The sequence below is a fragment of the Paenibacillus sp. AR247 genome, from assembly GCF_002968895.1.
Classification (GTDB): Bacteria; Bacillota; Bacilli; order Paenibacillales; family Paenibacillaceae; genus Paenibacillus_AQ; species Paenibacillus_AQ favisporus.
In genome coordinates this window covers 2,048,959-2,066,050 of record NZ_PCZT01000009.1, presented here as the reverse complement: position 1 = coordinate 2,066,050, position 17,092 = coordinate 2,048,959, and the positions used below count along the sequence as shown (strand labels likewise).

At 55.8% G+C, this 17,092-nt stretch carries 15 protein-coding genes and 3 pseudogenes; 17 read left to right on the top strand and 1 reads right to left on the bottom strand.

Annotated features, from left to right (window positions below):
• The first annotated feature begins 106 nt into the window (after positions 1-106).
• The 12 genes and pseudogenes from adhE to CPT76_RS18105 all read left to right on the top strand — a co-directional run bounded on the left by adhE (position 107) and on the right by CPT76_RS18105 (position 13,292).
• The gene (gene adhE / locus CPT76_RS18160) at positions 107-2,713 is read left to right on the top strand and encodes a bifunctional acetaldehyde-CoA/alcohol dehydrogenase (RefSeq protein ID WP_105443832.1); all 2,607 of its coding nucleotides are present in this window, start codon (positions 107-109) and stop codon (positions 2,711-2,713) included.
• Positions 2,714-2,850: 137 nt separating this feature from the next.
• A complete protein-coding gene (gene mobA, locus CPT76_RS18155) occupies positions 2,851-3,441 on the top strand; it encodes a molybdenum cofactor guanylyltransferase (protein ID WP_258168571.1) in 591 nt (196 codons plus the stop codon).
• Positions 3,442-3,551: 110 nt separating this feature from the next.
• Positions 3,552-5,822 (top strand): formate C-acetyltransferase, encoded by a 2,271-nt coding sequence (gene pflB / locus CPT76_RS18150; protein ID WP_105443831.1) that lies wholly within the window; start codon positions 3,552-3,554, stop codon positions 5,820-5,822.
• 75 nt (positions 5,823-5,897) lie between these two features.
• Positions 5,898-6,633, top strand: a pseudogene (gene pflA, locus CPT76_RS18145) (pyruvate formate-lyase-activating protein).
• A gap of 295 nt (positions 6,634-6,928) precedes the next feature.
• Positions 6,929-7,657 carry a Crp/Fnr family transcriptional regulator gene (locus CPT76_RS18140; RefSeq protein ID WP_105443830.1) on the top strand — a complete coding sequence of 243 codons (729 nt, stop codon included), beginning with the start codon at positions 6,929-6,931 and terminating at the stop codon, positions 7,655-7,657.
• A gap of 362 nt (positions 7,658-8,019) precedes the next feature.
• Positions 8,020-8,466: a hypothetical protein gene (locus tag CPT76_RS18135; RefSeq protein ID WP_105443829.1), complete on the top strand. Its 447-nt coding sequence runs from the start codon at positions 8,020-8,022 to the stop codon at positions 8,464-8,466.
• A 34-nt stretch (positions 8,467-8,500) separates the two neighbouring features.
• A pseudogene (locus tag CPT76_RS18130) lies at positions 8,501-9,152 on the top strand (response regulator transcription factor).
• The gene (locus tag CPT76_RS18125) at positions 9,145-10,266 is read left to right on the top strand and encodes a sensor histidine kinase (RefSeq protein ID WP_105443828.1); all 1,122 of its coding nucleotides are present in this window, start codon (positions 9,145-9,147) and stop codon (positions 10,264-10,266) included. The pseudogene CPT76_RS18130 and the gene CPT76_RS18125 overlap by 8 nt, the downstream one beginning before the upstream one ends.
• Before the next feature lie 62 nt (positions 10,267-10,328).
• Positions 10,329-10,733 (top strand): nucleoside-diphosphate kinase, encoded by a 405-nt coding sequence (gene ndk, locus CPT76_RS18120; protein ID WP_105443827.1) that lies wholly within the window; start codon positions 10,329-10,331, stop codon positions 10,731-10,733.
• Positions 10,734-10,960: 227 nt separating this feature from the next.
• On the top strand, positions 10,961-11,149 hold the full coding sequence (locus CPT76_RS18115) for a hypothetical protein (protein ID WP_105443826.1): 189 nt from the start codon (positions 10,961-10,963) through the stop codon (positions 11,147-11,149).
• A gap of 260 nt (positions 11,150-11,409) precedes the next feature.
• Positions 11,410-11,955: an OsmC family protein gene (locus CPT76_RS18110; protein WP_105443825.1), complete on the top strand. Its 546-nt coding sequence runs from the start codon at positions 11,410-11,412 to the stop codon at positions 11,953-11,955.
• Positions 11,952-13,292, top strand: coding sequence for an LLM class flavin-dependent oxidoreductase (locus tag CPT76_RS18105; protein WP_105443824.1), 1,341 nt, complete (start codon positions 11,952-11,954; stop codon positions 13,290-13,292). Before CPT76_RS18110 ends, CPT76_RS18105 begins: the two co-directional genes overlap by 4 nt.
• Before the next feature lie 379 nt (positions 13,293-13,671).
• On the opposite strand, the gene CPT76_RS18100 is transcribed toward CPT76_RS18105, so the two are convergent.
• Positions 13,672-14,208: a ChbG/HpnK family deacetylase gene (locus tag CPT76_RS18100; protein ID WP_181152907.1), complete on the bottom strand. Its 537-nt coding sequence runs from the start codon at positions 14,206-14,208 to the stop codon at positions 13,672-13,674.
• A 13-nt stretch (positions 14,209-14,221) separates the two neighbouring features.
• Between CPT76_RS18100 and CPT76_RS18095 the strand changes: the two are divergent.
• The 5 genes and pseudogenes from CPT76_RS18095 to CPT76_RS18070 all read left to right on the top strand — a co-directional run.
• Positions 14,222-14,392: pseudogene (locus CPT76_RS18095) on the top strand (winged helix-turn-helix domain-containing protein); the annotation flags it as partial.
• Positions 14,393-14,565: 173 nt separating this feature from the next.
• Positions 14,566-15,090: a DUF2269 family protein gene (locus tag CPT76_RS18090; protein ID WP_105443822.1), complete on the top strand. Its 525-nt coding sequence runs from the start codon at positions 14,566-14,568 to the stop codon at positions 15,088-15,090.
• Between the two features lie 124 nt (positions 15,091-15,214).
• Positions 15,215-15,640: a DUF6220 domain-containing protein gene (locus tag CPT76_RS18085; protein ID WP_146116270.1), complete on the top strand. Its 426-nt coding sequence runs from the start codon at positions 15,215-15,217 to the stop codon at positions 15,638-15,640.
• A 192-nt stretch (positions 15,641-15,832) separates the two neighbouring features.
• Entirely contained in the window at positions 15,833-16,171 is a 339-nt protein-coding gene (locus CPT76_RS18080; protein WP_076169587.1) for a DUF3870 domain-containing protein, read from the top strand.
• 530 nt (positions 16,172-16,701) lie between these two features.
• Positions 16,702-17,092 (top strand): M55 family metallopeptidase (locus CPT76_RS18070; protein WP_181152906.1); only part of this gene is annotated, 391 nt, incomplete at its 3' end.

Sequence of the window (17,092 nt, the reverse complement as noted above, 5' to 3'; positions counted from 1 at the left end):
ATGGATCGATGTGAGTAATGTCATAGTTAGCCCCCCTGGGGTTCCAGTAGGATGAACTCATCAAGGAGATGAGGGACCGGTAAAGGTCTCCAAGGAGGAGAAAACGATGGCTGTTAAAGAAAGCAAGCTGGAAACAAAGAACTCCGCCCAAGAAGAAGTGAACCGATTGGTCGCCCGCGCCAGGAAGGCGCAGGAAGCGTACCTGAACATGAATCAAGAGGAAATTGACGAAATCGTACAGGCGATGGCGCTGGCCGGCTTGGACCGGCACATGCCGCTCGCGAAGATGGCGGTCGAGGAGACCGGCCGGGGCGTCTACGAGGACAAAATCACCAAGAATATATTCGCGACGGAATACATCTATCACAGCATCAAGCATGACAAGACGGTCGGCGTTATCGAGGAAAACGCGTTTGAGAGCTACAAGAAGGTCGCCGAGCCGGTCGGCATCATCGCCGGTGTTACACCGGTGACGAACCCGACGTCCACGACCATGTTCAAGACGCTGATCGCTACGAAGACGCGCAATCCGATCATCTTTGCCTTCCACCCTTCCGCCCAAAAGTGCAGCGCTGAAGCAGCCCGCACGCTGCGTGACGCCGGAATCGCGGCCGGCGCGCCGGAGCACTGCGTGCAGTGGATTGAAACGCCGTCCCTGGAAGCGACGCAGCTGCTGATGAACCACACCGATGTGGCGCTCGTGCTGGCAACCGGAGGCTCGGCGATGGTGAAATCCGCTTACAGCACGGGCAAACCCGCGCTCGGCGTTGGACCTGGCAACGTTCCCTGCTTCATTGAGCAGTCTGCGGATTTGAAGCAAGCCGTGACCGACTTGATTCTCTCGAAGACGTTCGACAACGGCATGATCTGCGCATCCGAGCAGGCGGTCATTATCGAGGAGCCGGTGTACGACCAGGTCCGGAAGCTGATGAAGGACAGCGGCTGCTACTTCCTGAACAAGGCCGAAACCGAGGCCGTGTCCAAGCTGGTCATCAACAGCGAGAAGTGCGCGGTGAACGGGGTCATCGTCGGCCAGTCGGCGGTAAAAATCGCCGAAATGTCCGGCATTCAGGTGCCGCAGGACACCAAAATCCTCGTGGCCGAGCTGGCGGGCGTCGGTCAGGCCTACCCGCTGTCCGCAGAGAAGCTGAGCCCAGTGCTTGCCTGCTATAAGGTCAAGACGGCGGCGCAGGGCATCGAGCGCGCGGCCGAAGTGGTCCAATTCGGCGGCATGGGACACTCGTCCGTCATCCATTCGAACGATGACGCCGTCATCCAGGCGTTCGCCAACCGCCTGCAGACCGGGCGCGTGATCGTCAACTCGCCTTCGACGCATGGGGCGATCGGCGACATCTACAACACGAACCTGCCGTCGCTGACGCTCGGCTGCGGTTCGTACGGACACAACTCGACGACGTCCAACGTCACGTCGGTGAACCTGATTAACGTGAAGCGCGTGGCCTACCGGACGGTCAACATGCAGTGGTTCAAGGTTCCGCCGAAGGTCTATTTTGAGAAGGGCGCGACGCAGTACCTTGAGAAAATGCCGAACATTTCCCGTGTGCTGGTCGTCACCGACGAGATGATGGTCAAGCTGGGATACGTCGAAAAGGTGGAGTACTACCTGCGCAAACGCGTCAACCCGGTAGCGTTCGAAGTGTTTTCCGACGTGGAGCCGGATCCGTCCGTCGAGACGGTAGAGCGCGGCACGAGGCTGATGGAGAGCTTTAAGCCCGACTGCATTATCGCACTTGGCGGCGGCTCCCCGATGGATGCGGCCAAGGCGATGTGGCTCTTCTACGAATATCCGGACACCAGCTTCCATTCGCTGAAGCAGAAGTTCATGGATATCCGCAAGCGGGTCTATAAATACCCGCGCCTTGGCGAAAAAGCCCAGTTTGTTGCGATCCCGACCACTTCGGGCACCGGCTCGGAAGTGACCTCTTTTGCGGTCATCACGGACAAGAAGGAGGGGAACACGAAGTATCCGCTTGCGGACTACGAGCTGACGCCGGACGTGGCGATCATCGACCCGGAATTCGTGTACAGCCTGCCGAAAACGGCGGTGGCCGACACCGGCATGGACGTCCTTACGCATGCCATCGAGGCGTACGTTTCCGTCATGGCGAGCGATTACACCGACGGGCTTGCGCTTCATGCGATTCGGCTGGTGTTTGAAAATCTGGAAAAGTCCTTCCACACGGCGGATCCGCTGGCCAGGGAGAAGATGCATAACGCGTCGACGATTGCCGGCATGGCGTTTGCCAACGCCTTCCTCGGCATCAACCACAGCCTGGCCCACAAGTGGGGCGGCCAGTACCATACGGCCCACGGGCGGACGAATGCGATCCTGATGCCGCATGTCATCCGGTACAATGCGCAGAAACCGACGAAGTTCGCGTCCTTCCCGAAATACAACCATTTCGTGGCCGACCTGCGCTATGCGGAAATCGCCCGGATCCTCGGTCTGCCGTCCCGGAATACAGAGGAAGGCGTCAACAGCCTGATCGAGGCGGTGCGCAAGCTGAACCAGTCGCTGGGCATTCCGGAGAAATTCCAGGATCTCGGCTTTGATCCGGCAGATTTCGAGGCCAAAGTGGATTATTTGGCCGACCGTGCGTTCGAAGACCAGTGCACGACGGCCAACCCGCGGATGCCGCTGGTCAGCGAACTGGCGGACGTTTACCGGAACGCCTTCTACGGCAAATTCTAGGAGCTGCACCGCATGATCCAGCCGGCTGCCGACCGAAAGCGTCGGCAGCCTTCTGTTTCAGAATCGTGATGTGCGTTGATCGCAGTGGAAAGGAGTGATTCATATGCTGTCCGGCGTTATTTTGGCAGGCGGCAATCATGGGTTCTACGAAAGGCGCACCTACCCTATTCCGGATGATTCAAGGAGAAACGCTGCTGCAGCGGCAGATCCGTGAAATGCGGAAGTGCTGCGGCGAGATTACGATTGTGACGGACGATCCCCGGCCGCTGCTTCGCCAGGTGGACCGGGATATCCGGATCATTACGGATTATTATGTCGGAAAAGGAATGCTTGGCGGCATGCACGCGGGCCTCTCCCTGTCTAAACACCGGGCCGTGTGGATCATCGGGTGCCACATGCCGTATCCCTCGGCCGACGCCGCTGAGCTGATGGCGCTGAGGCTGGAGGACGGGCTCGACGCCGTCCTGCCGATGATCGGCGGCAGGCTCCATCCGCTTCACGGTATTTATGAACGCTCCTGCGCCGTGTATTTTGGGCAGTTTTTGGAGAGCGGCCATACGGAAGCTGAGGGTCTGGTTCGCCAGCTTCGTTATCTGACGGTTGCGGAAACGGATTTCGGATATCAAGGCATGGACGGCGGCTTCGTTCGCACACTCGAAGATGCTTGGGGAGATGCGCTGACCGAACTTTTGGCTGACGAAGGGAAAGCATCAAAATCGTTCAAATAAAAATATGCGGCAGCGAAGATGGTGAGAAAAGTGAAAAGAGTGAGAAAAATCACTGTCTTTAACCTGTGAAAAAAGTAACATGAAAGCATAGAAAACGGAGGTGCTTGATCATGGCGATGAAAGAAAGCGAAGTAAAGAACCGGGCTGGATTCGAGGAGGCATGGCGCGGTTTTGCGGGAGGCAGCTGGCAGAAGAATATTGACATCAATTCATTTATCGGGTGCAACCTCACACCGTATGAGGGCGATGAGCAGTTCCTTGCGCCGCCAACAGAGAACACGCTGGAGCTGTGGGAGCAGGTCAGCCAGCTGTTGAAGGAAGAGCGGGAGCGGGGCGGTGTTCACGACGTGGACGTGAACACGGTCTCCACCATAACCTCGCATGCACCGGGATACATCGACCAAGACAAGGAAACCATCGTCGGATTGCAGACCGACGCACCGCTTAAGCGTGCCGTTCAGCCGTTCGGCGGTATCCGGATGGTCGTCGATGCCTGCAATGCATACGGGTATCAATTGAACCCGGAGCTGGAGCGCATTTTTACCGATCTGCGCAAGACGCATAACCAAGGCGTGTTTGACGCCTATACGTCCGAGATGCGAGCAGCCCGCAAGGCCGGCATTATCACGGGCCTTCCGGATGCCTACGGACGGGGCCGGATTATCGGCGACTACCGCCGCGTGGCGCTGTACGGTGTCGACCGCCTCATCCAGGGCAAGAAGGAGGAGCTGCTCCAGCTCGAAGTCGACGAGATGAGCGAAGACGTCATCCGGCTGCGCGAAGAGCTGTCCGAACAGATCCGAAGCCTCGGCGAGCTGAAGGCGATGGCCGCATCTTACGGACATGATATCTCGAGACCCGCGATGAACGCCAAAGAGGCGGTGCAGTGGCTCTACTTCGCTTATCTGGCAGCCATTAAGGAGCAGAACGGAGCGGCGATGAGCCTCGGCCGGGTATCCAGCTTCCTGGACATTTATATCGAGCGCGACCTCGCGGAAGGCACGCTGACGGAGAGCCTGGCGCAGGAGATCGTCGACCATTTCGTCATGAAGCTGCGGATCGTCAAATTTTTGCGCACGCCGGACTACAACGAGCTGTTCAGCGGCGATCCGACATGGGTGACCGAGTCGGTCGGCGGCATGGGGCTTGACGGCAAGACGCGCGTGACGCGGAACTCCTTCCGCTTCCTGCATACCCTCTACAACCTGGGACCTGCGCCCGAGCCGAACCTGACGGTGCTGTGGTCGGCACAGCTGCCGGAGAACTTCAAGAAGTTCTGCGCCAAAGTGTCGGCCGAGACCAGTTCGATCCAGTACGAGAACGACGACCTGATGCGTCCGCACTTCGGCGACGATTACGGCATCGCCTGCTGCGTATCCGCGATGCGGATCGGCAAGCAGATGCAGTTCTTCGGAGCCCGGGCCAATCTGGCCAAGGCGCTCTTGTACGCCGTCAACGGCGGCGTCGACGAGAAGAGCGGCGCCCAGGTCGGACCGGCCATCGCGCCGATCACGTCCGAGGTGCTGGACTATGAGGAAGTGAAAGCGAAGTTCGACGTCATCCAGGATTGGCTGGCGAAGTTGTACATCAACACGCTGAACGTCATCCACTACATGCATGACAAATACTGCTACGAGCGCATCGAAATGGCCCTTCATGACCGGGATATTGTCCGGACGATGGCCTGCGGCATCGCCGGCCTGTCGGTCGTGGCCGACAGCCTGAGCGCCATTCGTTACGCGAAGGTTCGCCCGATCCGCAACGAAAAAGGGATCGCGGTCGATTTTGAAATCGAAGGCGAGTATCCGCAATACGGCAACAACGACGACCGAGTCGACCAGCTCGCCGTGGAGCTGGCAGAAGGGTTCATGAACCGGCTGCGCAAGCATAAAACATACCGCGGCGCGATTCCGACCATGTCGGTTCTGACGATTACGTCTAACGTCGTATACGGCAAGAAGACAGGCAGCACGCCGGACGGCCGCAAGGCCGGACAGCCGTTTGCACCGGGCGCGAACCCGATGCACGGACGCGACCGCAAAGGCGCGCTCGCTTCGCTGGCTTCGGTTGCCAAAATCCCTTACGAGCACAGCCTGGACGGCATTTCCAATACATTCTCGATCATTCCGAAGGCGCTCGGCAAAGAGGACGCAGCCAGACACAGCAACCTGGCGGCGCTGCTGGACGGCTATACCGCAAGCGGCGGACATCATCTGAACGTCAACGTCTTTAACCGCGAGCAGCTGCTGGATGCAATGGAGCATCCGGAGAACTATCCGCAGCTGACCATCCGGGTATCCGGGTATGCGGTCAACTTCATTAAGCTGACGCGGGAGCAGCAGCTGGATGTCATCAGCCGCACGTTCCACGGAGAGATCTGAGCGTTACCGTTACGATTCGCAAAGCAATAAAGCAATGAAATCAAAAGTTGTCATCAAGAGAGGAGCGTGGCCCGCATGAAAGGCAGAATACATTCCATGGACACCTTCGGTACGGTGGACGGACCGGGCATCCGCTTCGTCCTGTTCATGCAGGGCTGCGCGCTGCAGTGCCAATTTTGCCATAACCCCGATACATGGGATACGAAGGGAGGACGCCAAGTTACCGTCGAGGAGATTCTCCGGGAAATCGAACCCTATGTGCCTTACTATAAAAGCTCGGGTGCGGCATCACGGTGACGGGGGGCAACCGACGCTTCAGGCGCCTTTTGTGGCGCAGCTGTTCAAGGCTTGCAAGGAGCGGTTCGGCCTGCATACGGCGCTCGACAGCTCAGGTTTCTGCGAACCGTCTCATGCAGGCGAGCTGATGCAGTATACGGATCTGGTCCTGCTCGATCTGAAGCAGCTGAACAACGAGAAGCATGAGCGGCTGACCTCCCAGCCGAATGACCGGATCCTGAAATTTGCGGCATGGCTGTCCGCCATCGGGAAGCCGGTATGGATTAGACATGTTCTGATACCGGGGATCACCGATCAGGCAGGAGATCTGACGCTGCTGGGGGAATTTATCGGACACCTGCGCAATGTGGAGAAAGTCGAGCTGCTGCCCTATCACCGGATGGGCGTATACAAATGGCAGCAGTTAGGTAGAACGTACGCGCTGGAAGAGGTGCCTACGCCAACCGACCGCGAGGTGGAGCGCGCAAGAGAGCTGATCGAAGCGGCGCGGAGGGTGGCGGCGTCCCGGTCATAATAGCGAGAAGCGTGCCGGGAATAGGAAGCGGCAGCCCTTAGCCCCGGCGCTATTGCCGAATCGTTCGCCGGATTACTCTCTGCCCCTCGGTTCCTTCCGAATCCGTCCGGATATTTCCTGAGCGCTACGTCGTTCCGTTGACGGGGCTGCCCTAAGCGACTTACCGAGTTAGGGTGTGATTTTTCTCATAGGATCAGGGGGTTACCCCTATGAAAAATCAGTGCATCCCCCGATAGGTTAATCCATCCCGAAGGGTTATGATAAAGGCAAAGATGTGCGGAAGGGGAAATGAACGATGGGGCAGACCGTGACGGGAACACAGGCGAAGCATCGCCGGGAGGGCTTGGAGCCGCTGCTGTCACAAGAGAGCTTCGAGAAGCTGGAGAGCATCATGTATAAGCGCAGCGCGGAAAAGGGCAGCTGCCTGTTCTGGGAAGGCGATCCGGCCGACAAGCTGTATTTCATCATCGAGGGCCGGGTGAGAACGACGAAGACCTCGGACAGCGGGCGGGCTTTGACGCTGTATCTGCATCATGAAGGGGATCTGGTCGGACAGATGGATCCGTTTCAGGATTCGGTGCACAGCTTCAGCGCCGAGGTCATGGAGGATGCCAAGGTCGGGGTCATTCAGCGCAAAGACCTGGAGGTTCTGCTCTGGCAGCACGGCGATCTGGCCGTCGAGTTCATGAAATGGATGGGCCTGATGCATCGTTTGACGCAAACCAAATTCCGCGATCTCATGATGTTCGGCAAGACGGGAGCGCTCTGTTCGCTGTTGATTCGCCTTGGGAATTCGTATGGAACGGAGCGGGAAGAAGGCGTCTATATCGATTTGAAAATCAACAATTCCGAAATGGCCGACATGATCGGGGCCACGCGCGAAAGTGTGAACCGGATGCTGAGCGATTTGAAAAAGGAAGACGTGATCGAAACGGTGGATGGCCATATCATTATCAAGGACCTTCACTATCTGCGTGATATTTGCCGCTGCGAGAACTGTCCGAAAGAAATATGCCGTATGTAATCCGGACCGGAGTAGGGAAGACCGGGCAGCTGCTGCCTGGTCTTCCTTTTGCTGCGCAGCAGGCATTCCGTACGGAGTGAGCCCACATTACAAACCAAGCTGGCCGTTTTGCATATATAGGTGGCAGCTCCCTGAGCGGGGAATCGGGGGATCCCCTTACATCAAACAGGCGGGCTTTTTTAGAAATCAGAAAATATAAACGGACGAGGCTAAACATCCGGATCTCGCAAAAAAACTTCAACTAAACGCGGTCCGGATTCATAGAATGTACGTCGCTAGACGTTTCTATTTTCAATAGAACTATTGGGAAAATAGGAATATCGATGTTCATGAAGCGCACGACTCGATAGAGGGGGATATGCATGGAAAGGGCAGTGACAGACGACGAATTCGACCGCCGGCTGGAATGGATTCGCCTGAAAAGCGGAAGCGATTTCATCGCTTATGCGCAGCCGGCCGGCAGCTCCCGCAGGATGGGATGGGACCGCATCCTGGGGGGCAGCAATGTCCGGGTGCGGCAGATGATGATCAAGCCCGGCGTTGGTTTGGGCGGCATGGTGATGCGCCATGGCACGGTATATACGGCTCACGAAGGGGAAAACCCGTTCATGCGTGAAGAATGTCCGGTTATGCTCGCCGAAAAGCTGCTCTCCGGTATGGCATTTCCGGTAACCACTGGCCATTCCACTGCCAGCAGCGGTATTCTATTGCTAGGGAGACGGGATGGCAGGGCATATGCCAAGACGGAGACGGCGTGGATCAAGTCCGCGCTATCCGGACGAAGCGCCTGTGAACCCGGCAAGAAATGATATGATTAGATCATAAAAGCAAAAGGAGGACGCCATGATCAACATTATCATTGTGGACGACCATGCCATGGTCAGGTCCGGGCTTCGCATGCTGCTGAGCGCGGCGCCCGACATTGAGGTGGCGGCTGAAGCATCCAAGGGACGAAGGCATCCGCATGGCCCTTGAGCATCAGCCGGACGTTGTCCTGATGGACTTAAGCATGCCTCACGGGAAGGACGGGTTAACGGCGGCGACCGAGCTCAAGCAGCAGCTGCCGGACGTGGCGGTTCTCATTCTGACCATGCATGACGACGACGAATACTTGTTCCGGGCGATTCATGCCGGCGCCGCGGGATATGTGCTCAAGAGCGCGCCCCATGAAGAGCTGCTTACCGCGATCCGCACGGTCGCCGGAGGTGACGCCTATTTGTATCCGACGGCGACGAAGCGGCTGATGAACGAATATGTGGAGCAGATGCGGAGGGGCGAGAGCACCGATTTGTTCGACGGCCTCTCGGAACGCGAGAAGGAGGTCTTGTCGCTGACGGCCATGGGCTATGCCAACAAAGAAATCGCCGAGCAGCTCGTGATCAGTGTCAAGACCGTCGAGACGCATAAGAGCAATCTGATGGAGAAGCTGGGGCTGAAAACCCGGCCAGAGCTAATCAAATACGCCATGAAGAAGGGGCTGCTGCAATTTGAATAAACAACCGGAACCCGGAAGGAAGATCATCGCCGAGCATGTCGAGTCGCTTCTGTCCCAGCTCGATGAGCAGCTCCCGGAATCCCGGTTCCGCACGGACTTGCGGGAATCGCTGAAACAGCTGGCGGATGTCAAATTCGCTCTGGACGAGTCTTCGATCGTGGCGGTGACCGATCGCCGGGGGAAGATCCAATACGTCAACGATAAATTTTGCGAAATCTCGAAATACGACCGCTCCGAGCTCTTGGGCCAGGACCACCGGATCATCAATTCAGGGACGCATTCCAAAGCGTTTATGCGCGACTTGTGGAGCACCATCTCCTCCGGGCGGGTCTGGACCGGAGATATCCGGAACCGGGCCAAAGACGGGACTTATTATTGGGTGAACACGACGATTGTCCCGTTCATAGGCGAGGACGGGAAGCCTTATCAATATTTGGCCATCCGCAACGAAGTCACCCGCCTGAAAAAGGTGGAGGAAGAGCTGCAGGAAACGCTGGCCAAGGTCATGACCATTCAGGAAGAAGAGCGGCGTAAATTTTCGCGCGAGCTCCATGACGGCATCGGGCAGAGCTTATTTTCCCTGCTAATCCAGCTGGACCGGGCCATTGCCTCCCCAGAGCCTGAGAAAGAAGACCTTCGCGGGATCCGTGAGCACGTCGCGGGGGTGATCGAGGAAGTCCGGGGGCTCGCCTGGGAACTGCGGCCGTCCGTTTTGGATGACCTCGGCATCGTCCCTGCGATCCGTACTTATATCGAAAACTATGCATCCCATTATGGGATCAAGGTTGCGTTTGAATGCAATTTGCGCAAGCGTCTGGATATCCAGAAGGAAACCGTGATCTACCGGGTCATTCAGGAGGCGCTGACCAATATCGCCAAATATGCCGACGTTTCCGAAGCTGAGGTGGAGATCAGGGAGCAAGAAGAAGAGGTTGCCGTGCGCATCAGCGACCAGGGGGCCGGTTTCGAGCCGTCTCTGCCAACCCAAGGGGTGGGACGCTTCAGTATGGCGGAGCGGGCCCGGATTGCCAGCGGCCGTCTCCGGATCGACTCCGCGCCGGGAAGCGGGACGACGGTAACGTTGACGCTGCCGAAATCAACGGCGAAACTGTGAGAAAGCTCACTTCTTTTTTTCGACTTAACCCGTAAGATGGGGGCTAGAAGGAGATGACAACGATGAGCGAAAAAGCATTCGTCATGATTAAACCCGACGGCGTCCGGCGGGGGCTGGTCGGCGAAATCGTCAGCCGCTTTGAGAAGAAGGGACTCCGTCTGCTGCGCGGCGAAATCATGGAAATTTCCCAGGAAACGGCGCGCGTGCATTACGGCCATCTTCAGGACAAGCCGTTCTTTGAAGAACTGGTCGAATATATTACGTCCGGACCGGTTTTTGCCATGATCGTGGAAGGGAAGGAAGCGGTGGTTAACACGCGTTCCCTCATCGGTCCCACCAATCCGGCTGAGGCGCCTCCCGGCACGATCCGTGGCGACTTCGGGCTGGCCGTTGAAGAGAATGTCATCCACGGATCCGATTCGCCGGAGCATGCGCGCAGGGAAATCCGGTTATTTTTCGAAAAATAGCGTTTGAACGCCACAAGTGTAATATAGGTCACAGTTTCAACTCATGTTCGGATATATAATGAAACTGCAGGGGGAAGCCGAAAAGAGCACGAATGCCGGACTTTCAAGCATTGTAACTTTGGAGCCCGGCCTCTTCCGCCCGATGATGTGAAGTGTTTCACAACTCTGGCAGTCTTTCGCATCATGACCTGGATGAGCAGTCCTATCACGAGAAGAGGTGAACGGTGATGACCGAGATCAATCGACTCCGCGACCTGACGACGTTTATGATCCACTGCTGTTATACCTGTCCGAAAGCTTACGAGTGCACGACCGAAGAGCAATGCCTGGCCTGCTGGAAGGCCCAGCATACAGGTGTTGAAGAGGAGCCGGATGCCGAAACGACGGAAAAGCTTTTGAAAGAGTACGCACTTTAGGCCGAGCATGGCGGATGAACGCCCTGAGAAATCTATTTATTCCAAATTAAGGTTTGTCCCAAATAGGCTAGATCATTGGGTCGTCGTTTTCGGCGGCCTTTTTTGTGTGGATTTAAATTTTTGCATGCGCGAATTGGATTTTTCTATTACACAAGCTGCTGGAGTTCCCCTATATTTATAATTACTACTTTTCTTATAGGATTTATAGAAAATTCCGTTGGTGGCATGGCGGAAAATATCAGTGGGAGGCGAAGTCCAATATGGCTGATCTGAATAAGTATTTGAAGCAAAAGAGGAATGCGCTGCTGCTCCGGCGAGCAAAGGCCGAAGCGGAGCCGGCGCAGGCCGTCAACACGCTGCGTGCCAAAGTGTCGGCCAAGGGAAGAAGCGGAGTTCGCGAAATCCGGATCCGGGATTACCGGGTGATCAGCGACAGTCCGCCTGACTTCGCCGGCTATGACCTGGGGCCTTCGTCACCTGAGCTTCAGCTCGGCGTGCTCGGCAGCTGCCTGACGCATATTACGCTCATTCAAGCCGCGGAACGCGAGGTGTCCCTGCACAGCCTGGAAGTCGAAGTGGAGGCGCAGATGCATCCGCTGGCGGGAAGACCCGGATACGAGCATATTCCTATCTACCCGCATGACATCCGCTACCGGCTAATCATTGAATCGGACGAAAGCGAGGAGACGCTGCAGGCGCTGCACGAGGCTGTCGAACGGGTCTGCCCGATTTTCAATTTGCTCCGCGATCCCCAGGCGATCGAAGGCGAGCTGGTCCTCAGCCGGCCGGAGGAGGCTGTACGATGACCAAAAGGCAATTAAAGCTGGGTGCAAATCTCAATGGCGTCGGCAACAGCATTTCTTTCTGGAGGCATCCCTCTATTCCCACCGATGCGAGCGTAAGCCTGGAGTTTTACAAGCAGCAGGCGCTGAAGGCGGAAGAGGGGAAATTCGATTTGCTGTTCATCGCAGACGGTTTGTACATTAACGAGAAATCCAATCCTCATTTTCTGAACCGGTTCGAGCCGCTGACCCTGTTGTCCGCCCTGGCGGCCGTGACGACGAATATCGGCCTCGTAGCCACCCTGTCCACATCCTACAGCGAGCCGTTTACCGTAGCCCGGCAGTTCGCTTCCATCGATAAATTAAGCGGGGGCAGAGCGGGTTGGAATGTGGTCACCTCGCCGCTGGAGGGCTCTGCGCTCAATTTCGGTAAGGGAGAGCATCCCCAGCATTCCCTGCGGTACGAAATCGCCGAGGAACATGTGGAGGTCGTCAAAGGGCTGTGGGATTCCTGGGAGGATGACGCGTTTGTCGGGGATAAGGCGGCAGGGGTATTTTTCGACCCGTCCAAGCTGCATACGCTGCACCATCAAGGCAAGCACTTTTCCGTGCAGGGGCCGCTCAACATCGCACGGTCAAAGCAGGGGCATCCGGTCATCTTTCAAGCCGGATCCTCCGAGTCCGGCAGGGATTTGGCGGCCCGCACCGCGGATGCGATTTATACCGCGCATGAGACGCTGGAGGAAGCACGCGCTTTCTACCAGGACGTCAAAGGGCGAGCCGCATCGTACGGCCGCAAGCCGGAGGAGCTGCTGATCTTCCCGGGAATCGGGCCGATCGTCGGCCGCACTGAGGAGGAGGCGGAGCGGAAATACCGCGAGATTGCGGAGCTCGTTTCGATCGATCAGGCGCTGAATTACTTGGGACGTTATTTCAACCATTTCGACTTTTCGCAATTCCCCTTGGACGAGCCGTTCCCGGACATCGGCGATTTGGGCAGCAACAGCTTCCGCAGCACGACGGACAAAATCAAGCAGGAAGCCAGGGAGCAGGGGCTCACGCTCCGCGAAGTGGCGCTGCGGGCTTCGACCCCGCGCACCTCGTTTATCGGTACGCCGGAGCGGGTCGCCGACCTGATTCAGGAATGGTTTGAAGAAGGGGCGGCCGACGGCTTCAATGTCCGGACCGTGGTGCCGAACGGATTGGCCGATTTCGTCGATCTCGTGGTGCCGATCCTTCAAGCGCGGGGCCTGTACCGGACGGAGTACGAAAGCGATACGCTGCGCGGGAATCTCAGGCTGCCGGTCCCGGCCAACCGGTACGCGGCTCAAAACCTCGCCAAGGCAGTCCACGAAGCTTAGTCGTCATTGCACCGGCATGCTTGGCACTGCATCGGTGCACGGAAAGTACCTTCCACCGTTTGCAGCCGTTTCATTGCAGCATATCTACTGCCGATTCGTTCGGTTGACCGCCGTGGACTAAGGAGAAGAAGATGCTTTCTTCTCCTTTTTTGCCGTTCCTTCCAAATCCGTAACAAAACACCTGTATCGTCCCCTGAAGCGGGTTTATGCTATTAAACGAACTGTAAACCTATGGAAACGACGCGTTTGTGACGGTGCGTCCACCCGCAGCCGTGAGTCGTTCCAAGTGAATGCAGGAATGAACTGCTGAATCCTTTTGCACATTCCTTGAGGTTTATCATGCGATGGAAAGCCCTCCACATGGAGGGCTTTCGGCATGTTACGGCAGGGGAGGCTTCCCGGAAGGGGTTCCGGAACGCCTGCGCCGGCGTGTATGGTTTGCGTGCCTGCCGGTTTGCGTGATCGACGAGCGCGATCTCCTTTTCGCTAAAGAGCTTCGCGGGACGGCGGTTTTTTTAAGCGGGGCTGCGGATGAAACTCCGTCATCGGATAAAACGGGGCGCTCCCTCAGCGCGTTAAAGTTCACCGGTTCAATGGAACATGCTTGCATCGTCCAAGCAATTTCGGGATTGGTAAATACCCGAAGCTCGCGCTCCCGGATCTCTGTCCATTCGGTCAAGCCCCGCAGCACGTCATTCACGTAACCGGGATGGCACATAATCTCGGTAATCCCATCCGGAGCAGAGCGGATATAGCGCAGCAGCCGCTGCAGGCCTTCGCTGTCGCCATAGGTGTCCAGAAGGACCTGGTCTGTCATTTTCAGAGCAGGCGGGGAAAGATGAGGATGTTCAATCTGCGATCTCCGGATCGGGATCCGGTGCCTGCACGCCAGCTCAGCCATCACTCGGTAGATCACAGGGTCGTCCTGATTGTTCAGCAAGGACGACCTGTTCGAACGAATTTGGGGACTGGATGCTATGGGGGATAACGCCACCGTCACGGTGTACATCAGCAAATTAAGGGAGAAAATCGAAGCGAACCCCTCCAAGCCGCAATATATCGAGACGATTTGGGGCGTGGGTTACCGCTTTAATGTATAGATGAAGATGCGCAATGGATCCTAATAACGCGTTTTGGGAAGGCCTTTACTGTCGGTAAAGGTCTTTTTGCGTTTTCGGAGCTTGGAGGCCCGAGCGTGTTTTTATACTTTTTTTAGATTCGGTTTAGAGCCGGTTTAGAAACGGGATCTATGCTGAAGAAGGAGGTGAATCGGATGAAAAAAATGACGGTGAAGCAGCGGAAATGGCTGCTGACCCTGCACTTGCTGTTTTCGGCCGTCATGCTGGGCACGGCTGTTATTTTCTTGTTCTTGAGCATTACGGCAGCCGTCACAGAGGATGAGGGCGTATTTCGCGCATGCTACAGCATCATGCATATGCTGTCCGAAAAGACGGTGCGCGTGTCCACGATCGCAACGCTCGTAACCGGCATCATGCTGTCGGTCTGGACGCCGTGGGGATTGTTCAAATATTACTGGATCATCGTCAAGGAAATCCTGACGCTGCTTCTGGTCATTCTCGGACCCGTCGGCATGTATTTCTGGACGCTGCAAGCTGTACAATATGTCTCCGAGCCGGGAATGCAGGGTATCCTCAGCCCGGAATTTACGGTGAACAACGTACAGCTGTGGACCGGGATCATTCTGCAGATCGTTTCGCTGGCAGGGTTATTTATCATTTCGGTATTCAAACCGTGGGGAGCAAGGCGGGACAAAGCAAGACTCAACGTTAAAAGATGAAAGGGAGCGGTAAGGAATGGGTGGCAGGAACGAAAGGCAGGGAAAAAATGAAGCAAAAGGAGGATTCGGCCCAAAATCGGAGCTTGGGCGGCAGTTTAACTCAGGTGATGCAGGAGCTGCAAAGATGCCGGTACGGATCCGAACCGTAAGGAGGATCTACGGATTGTTGGCGGCGGGTTACCTCGCCTGTGTTGTTGTGCAGGTGTTTTTCGCCGGCCTTGGCATTTTGGTGGATCCCGGCGATTTGCAGCTGCATCGTGTCTTTGCGAACGTTTTTGAGTTCGTTCTTATTGTAATGTTTGCCCTGTCCTTCTTGGGGGATATCCGGGGTGGTCTAAGATGGTGGCCGCTCGCGCTGTTCGCCTTGACTGCGCTGCAGCACATCACCATTCAAAATGTGACAGGTTCGCTGCGTGCGCTTCATGCGGTGGATGCGCTGCTGCTGTTCGGATTGTCGGTCCATTTGGCTAAACGTTCCTGGCCTTGGCTGCTGGGTACGAACCGAGCCGGGAAGGCAAGTGCGTCAAGGTCCGAAGATATGAAAGGCTAGTACATGTGATGTTTTCTGACGTAATAAAAAATATTAAGCGCTTGCATGAACTTTGTATTTACAAAAACGCGGGTCCCTTGTTAGAATAAATAACAAATCAGCTTGTCCTTGCGGCTTATAGGTCGTCCGATGCCGCCCATCGAACATCCCTATGGGTTCAGCAGGAGAGCGAGGAGACGGGGGATGCGTCAATTGTACGATAAAGACACGATCTACATCGTCGGCGATGCACAGACCTCGGTGAATAATCCGATAACCCAGCAGTACAGCGCCTTTTTTATCGGGCTGGTCGTGGACACCGTCAGCCACAAAATCGTGGATGCCGCCTGTTCCTCCACGATTCCACTCACGTCGCAATTTGTACGCTCCATCTTTCTCGGGAAGAGCATGCTTTCCCTTGAGCCGGTAGCGGAAGAGATCCGGACGAGGTATTACGGCTCTTCGCAGAAGGCGATCATCGTGGCGTTCAAGGACGCGCAGAAGAAGTACAAATCGGCGCTTTCGTCGAGGGAAACTTCGCCGGATTCATGAGCAGAGCTATTCAGAACGATTCATTTCCGTATTTTCCGTGATCCACCAATTGCATACCGCTGCTTTGTTTATCAGTATGGCGACATACGCGTAAATAAAACCCAGCAAATGACATATGCACGCCCGGGCAGCGCAGGCATATGACGTTTGCCGGGTTTTTTTCATAATATCAGAAAGTATAAACTCCAGAGCCATAGCTTCCTGATATTGCAAGAAAAATTACCTTTAAACGCGGTCTGTCTTCTGTGAAGGTACGTCGATAGACGTTTTTTCTTATAATATCAGAAAGTATAAACTCCAGAGCCATAGCTTCCTGATATTGCAAGAAAAATTACCTTTAAATGCGGTCTGTCTTCTTTGAGGGTACATCGATAGACGTTTTTCTTATAATATCAGAAAGTTTAAACTCCAGAGCCATAGCTTCCTGATATTGCAAGAAAAAATACCTTTAAACGCGGTCTGTCTTCTTTGAAGGTACGTCGATAGACGTTTTTCTTATACCCAAATACGACAATCGGAGGGACTTGAAGATGAAATTGTACATATCCATTGATATGGAGGGCATTACCGGTCTGGTGGACGCGACATTCGTCGATTCCAGCCGCTACAACTACACCCGGGGCCAGCATATCATGACGGCCGAGGCGAATCACGTCATCGAAACCGCTTTTGAAGAAGGGTTCAGCGAGGTGATCGTCAACGACAGCCACTCGAAAATGAACAATCTGATCATCGAAAATCTCCACCCGGACAGCAAATTGATTTCCGGCGACGTCAAACCGTTTTCGATGATGCAGGGGCTTGACGGAAGTTATGCGGGAGCCGTCTTTCTCGGCTATCACGCGATGGCGGCCCGAAAGGGCGTCCTCAGCCATACGATGATTTTCGGCGTCCGGAACATGTATATCAACGACGTCTCCG

What these genes read in the sequence shown, in the direction of transcription:
- CPT76_RS18085 (WP_146116270.1), top strand. Translation starts at nt 15,215, where the DNA reads ATGCCGGTACGGATCCGAACCGTAAGGAGGATCTACGGATTGTTGGCG.
- CPT76_RS18110 (WP_105443825.1), top strand. Translation starts at nt 11,410, where the DNA reads ATGGCTGATCTGAATAAGTATTTGAAGCAAAAGAGGAATGCGCTGCTG.
- CPT76_RS18140 (WP_105443830.1), top strand. Translation starts at nt 6,929, where the DNA reads ATGGGGCAGACCGTGACGGGAACACAGGCGAAGCATCGCCGGGAGGGC.
- CPT76_RS18090 (WP_105443822.1), top strand. Translation starts at nt 14,566, where the DNA reads ATGAAAAAAATGACGGTGAAGCAGCGGAAATGGCTGCTGACCCTGCAC.
- CPT76_RS18105 (WP_105443824.1), top strand. Translation starts at nt 11,952, where the DNA reads ATGACCAAAAGGCAATTAAAGCTGGGTGCAAATCTCAATGGCGTCGGC.
- adhE (WP_105443832.1), top strand. Translation starts at nt 107, where the DNA reads ATGGCTGTTAAAGAAAGCAAGCTGGAAACAAAGAACTCCGCCCAAGAA.
- pflB (WP_105443831.1), top strand. Translation starts at nt 3,552, where the DNA reads ATGGCGATGAAAGAAAGCGAAGTAAAGAACCGGGCTGGATTCGAGGAG.
- ndk (WP_105443827.1), top strand. Translation starts at nt 10,329, where the DNA reads ATGAGCGAAAAAGCATTCGTCATGATTAAACCCGACGGCGTCCGGCGG.
- CPT76_RS18115 (WP_105443826.1), top strand. Translation starts at nt 10,961, where the DNA reads ATGACCGAGATCAATCGACTCCGCGACCTGACGACGTTTATGATCCAC.
- mobA (WP_258168571.1), top strand. Translation starts at nt 2,851, where the DNA reads ATGGGTTCTACGAAAGGCGCACCTACCCTATTCCGGATGATTCAAGGA.
- CPT76_RS18135 (WP_105443829.1), top strand. Translation starts at nt 8,020, where the DNA reads ATGGAAAGGGCAGTGACAGACGACGAATTCGACCGCCGGCTGGAATGG.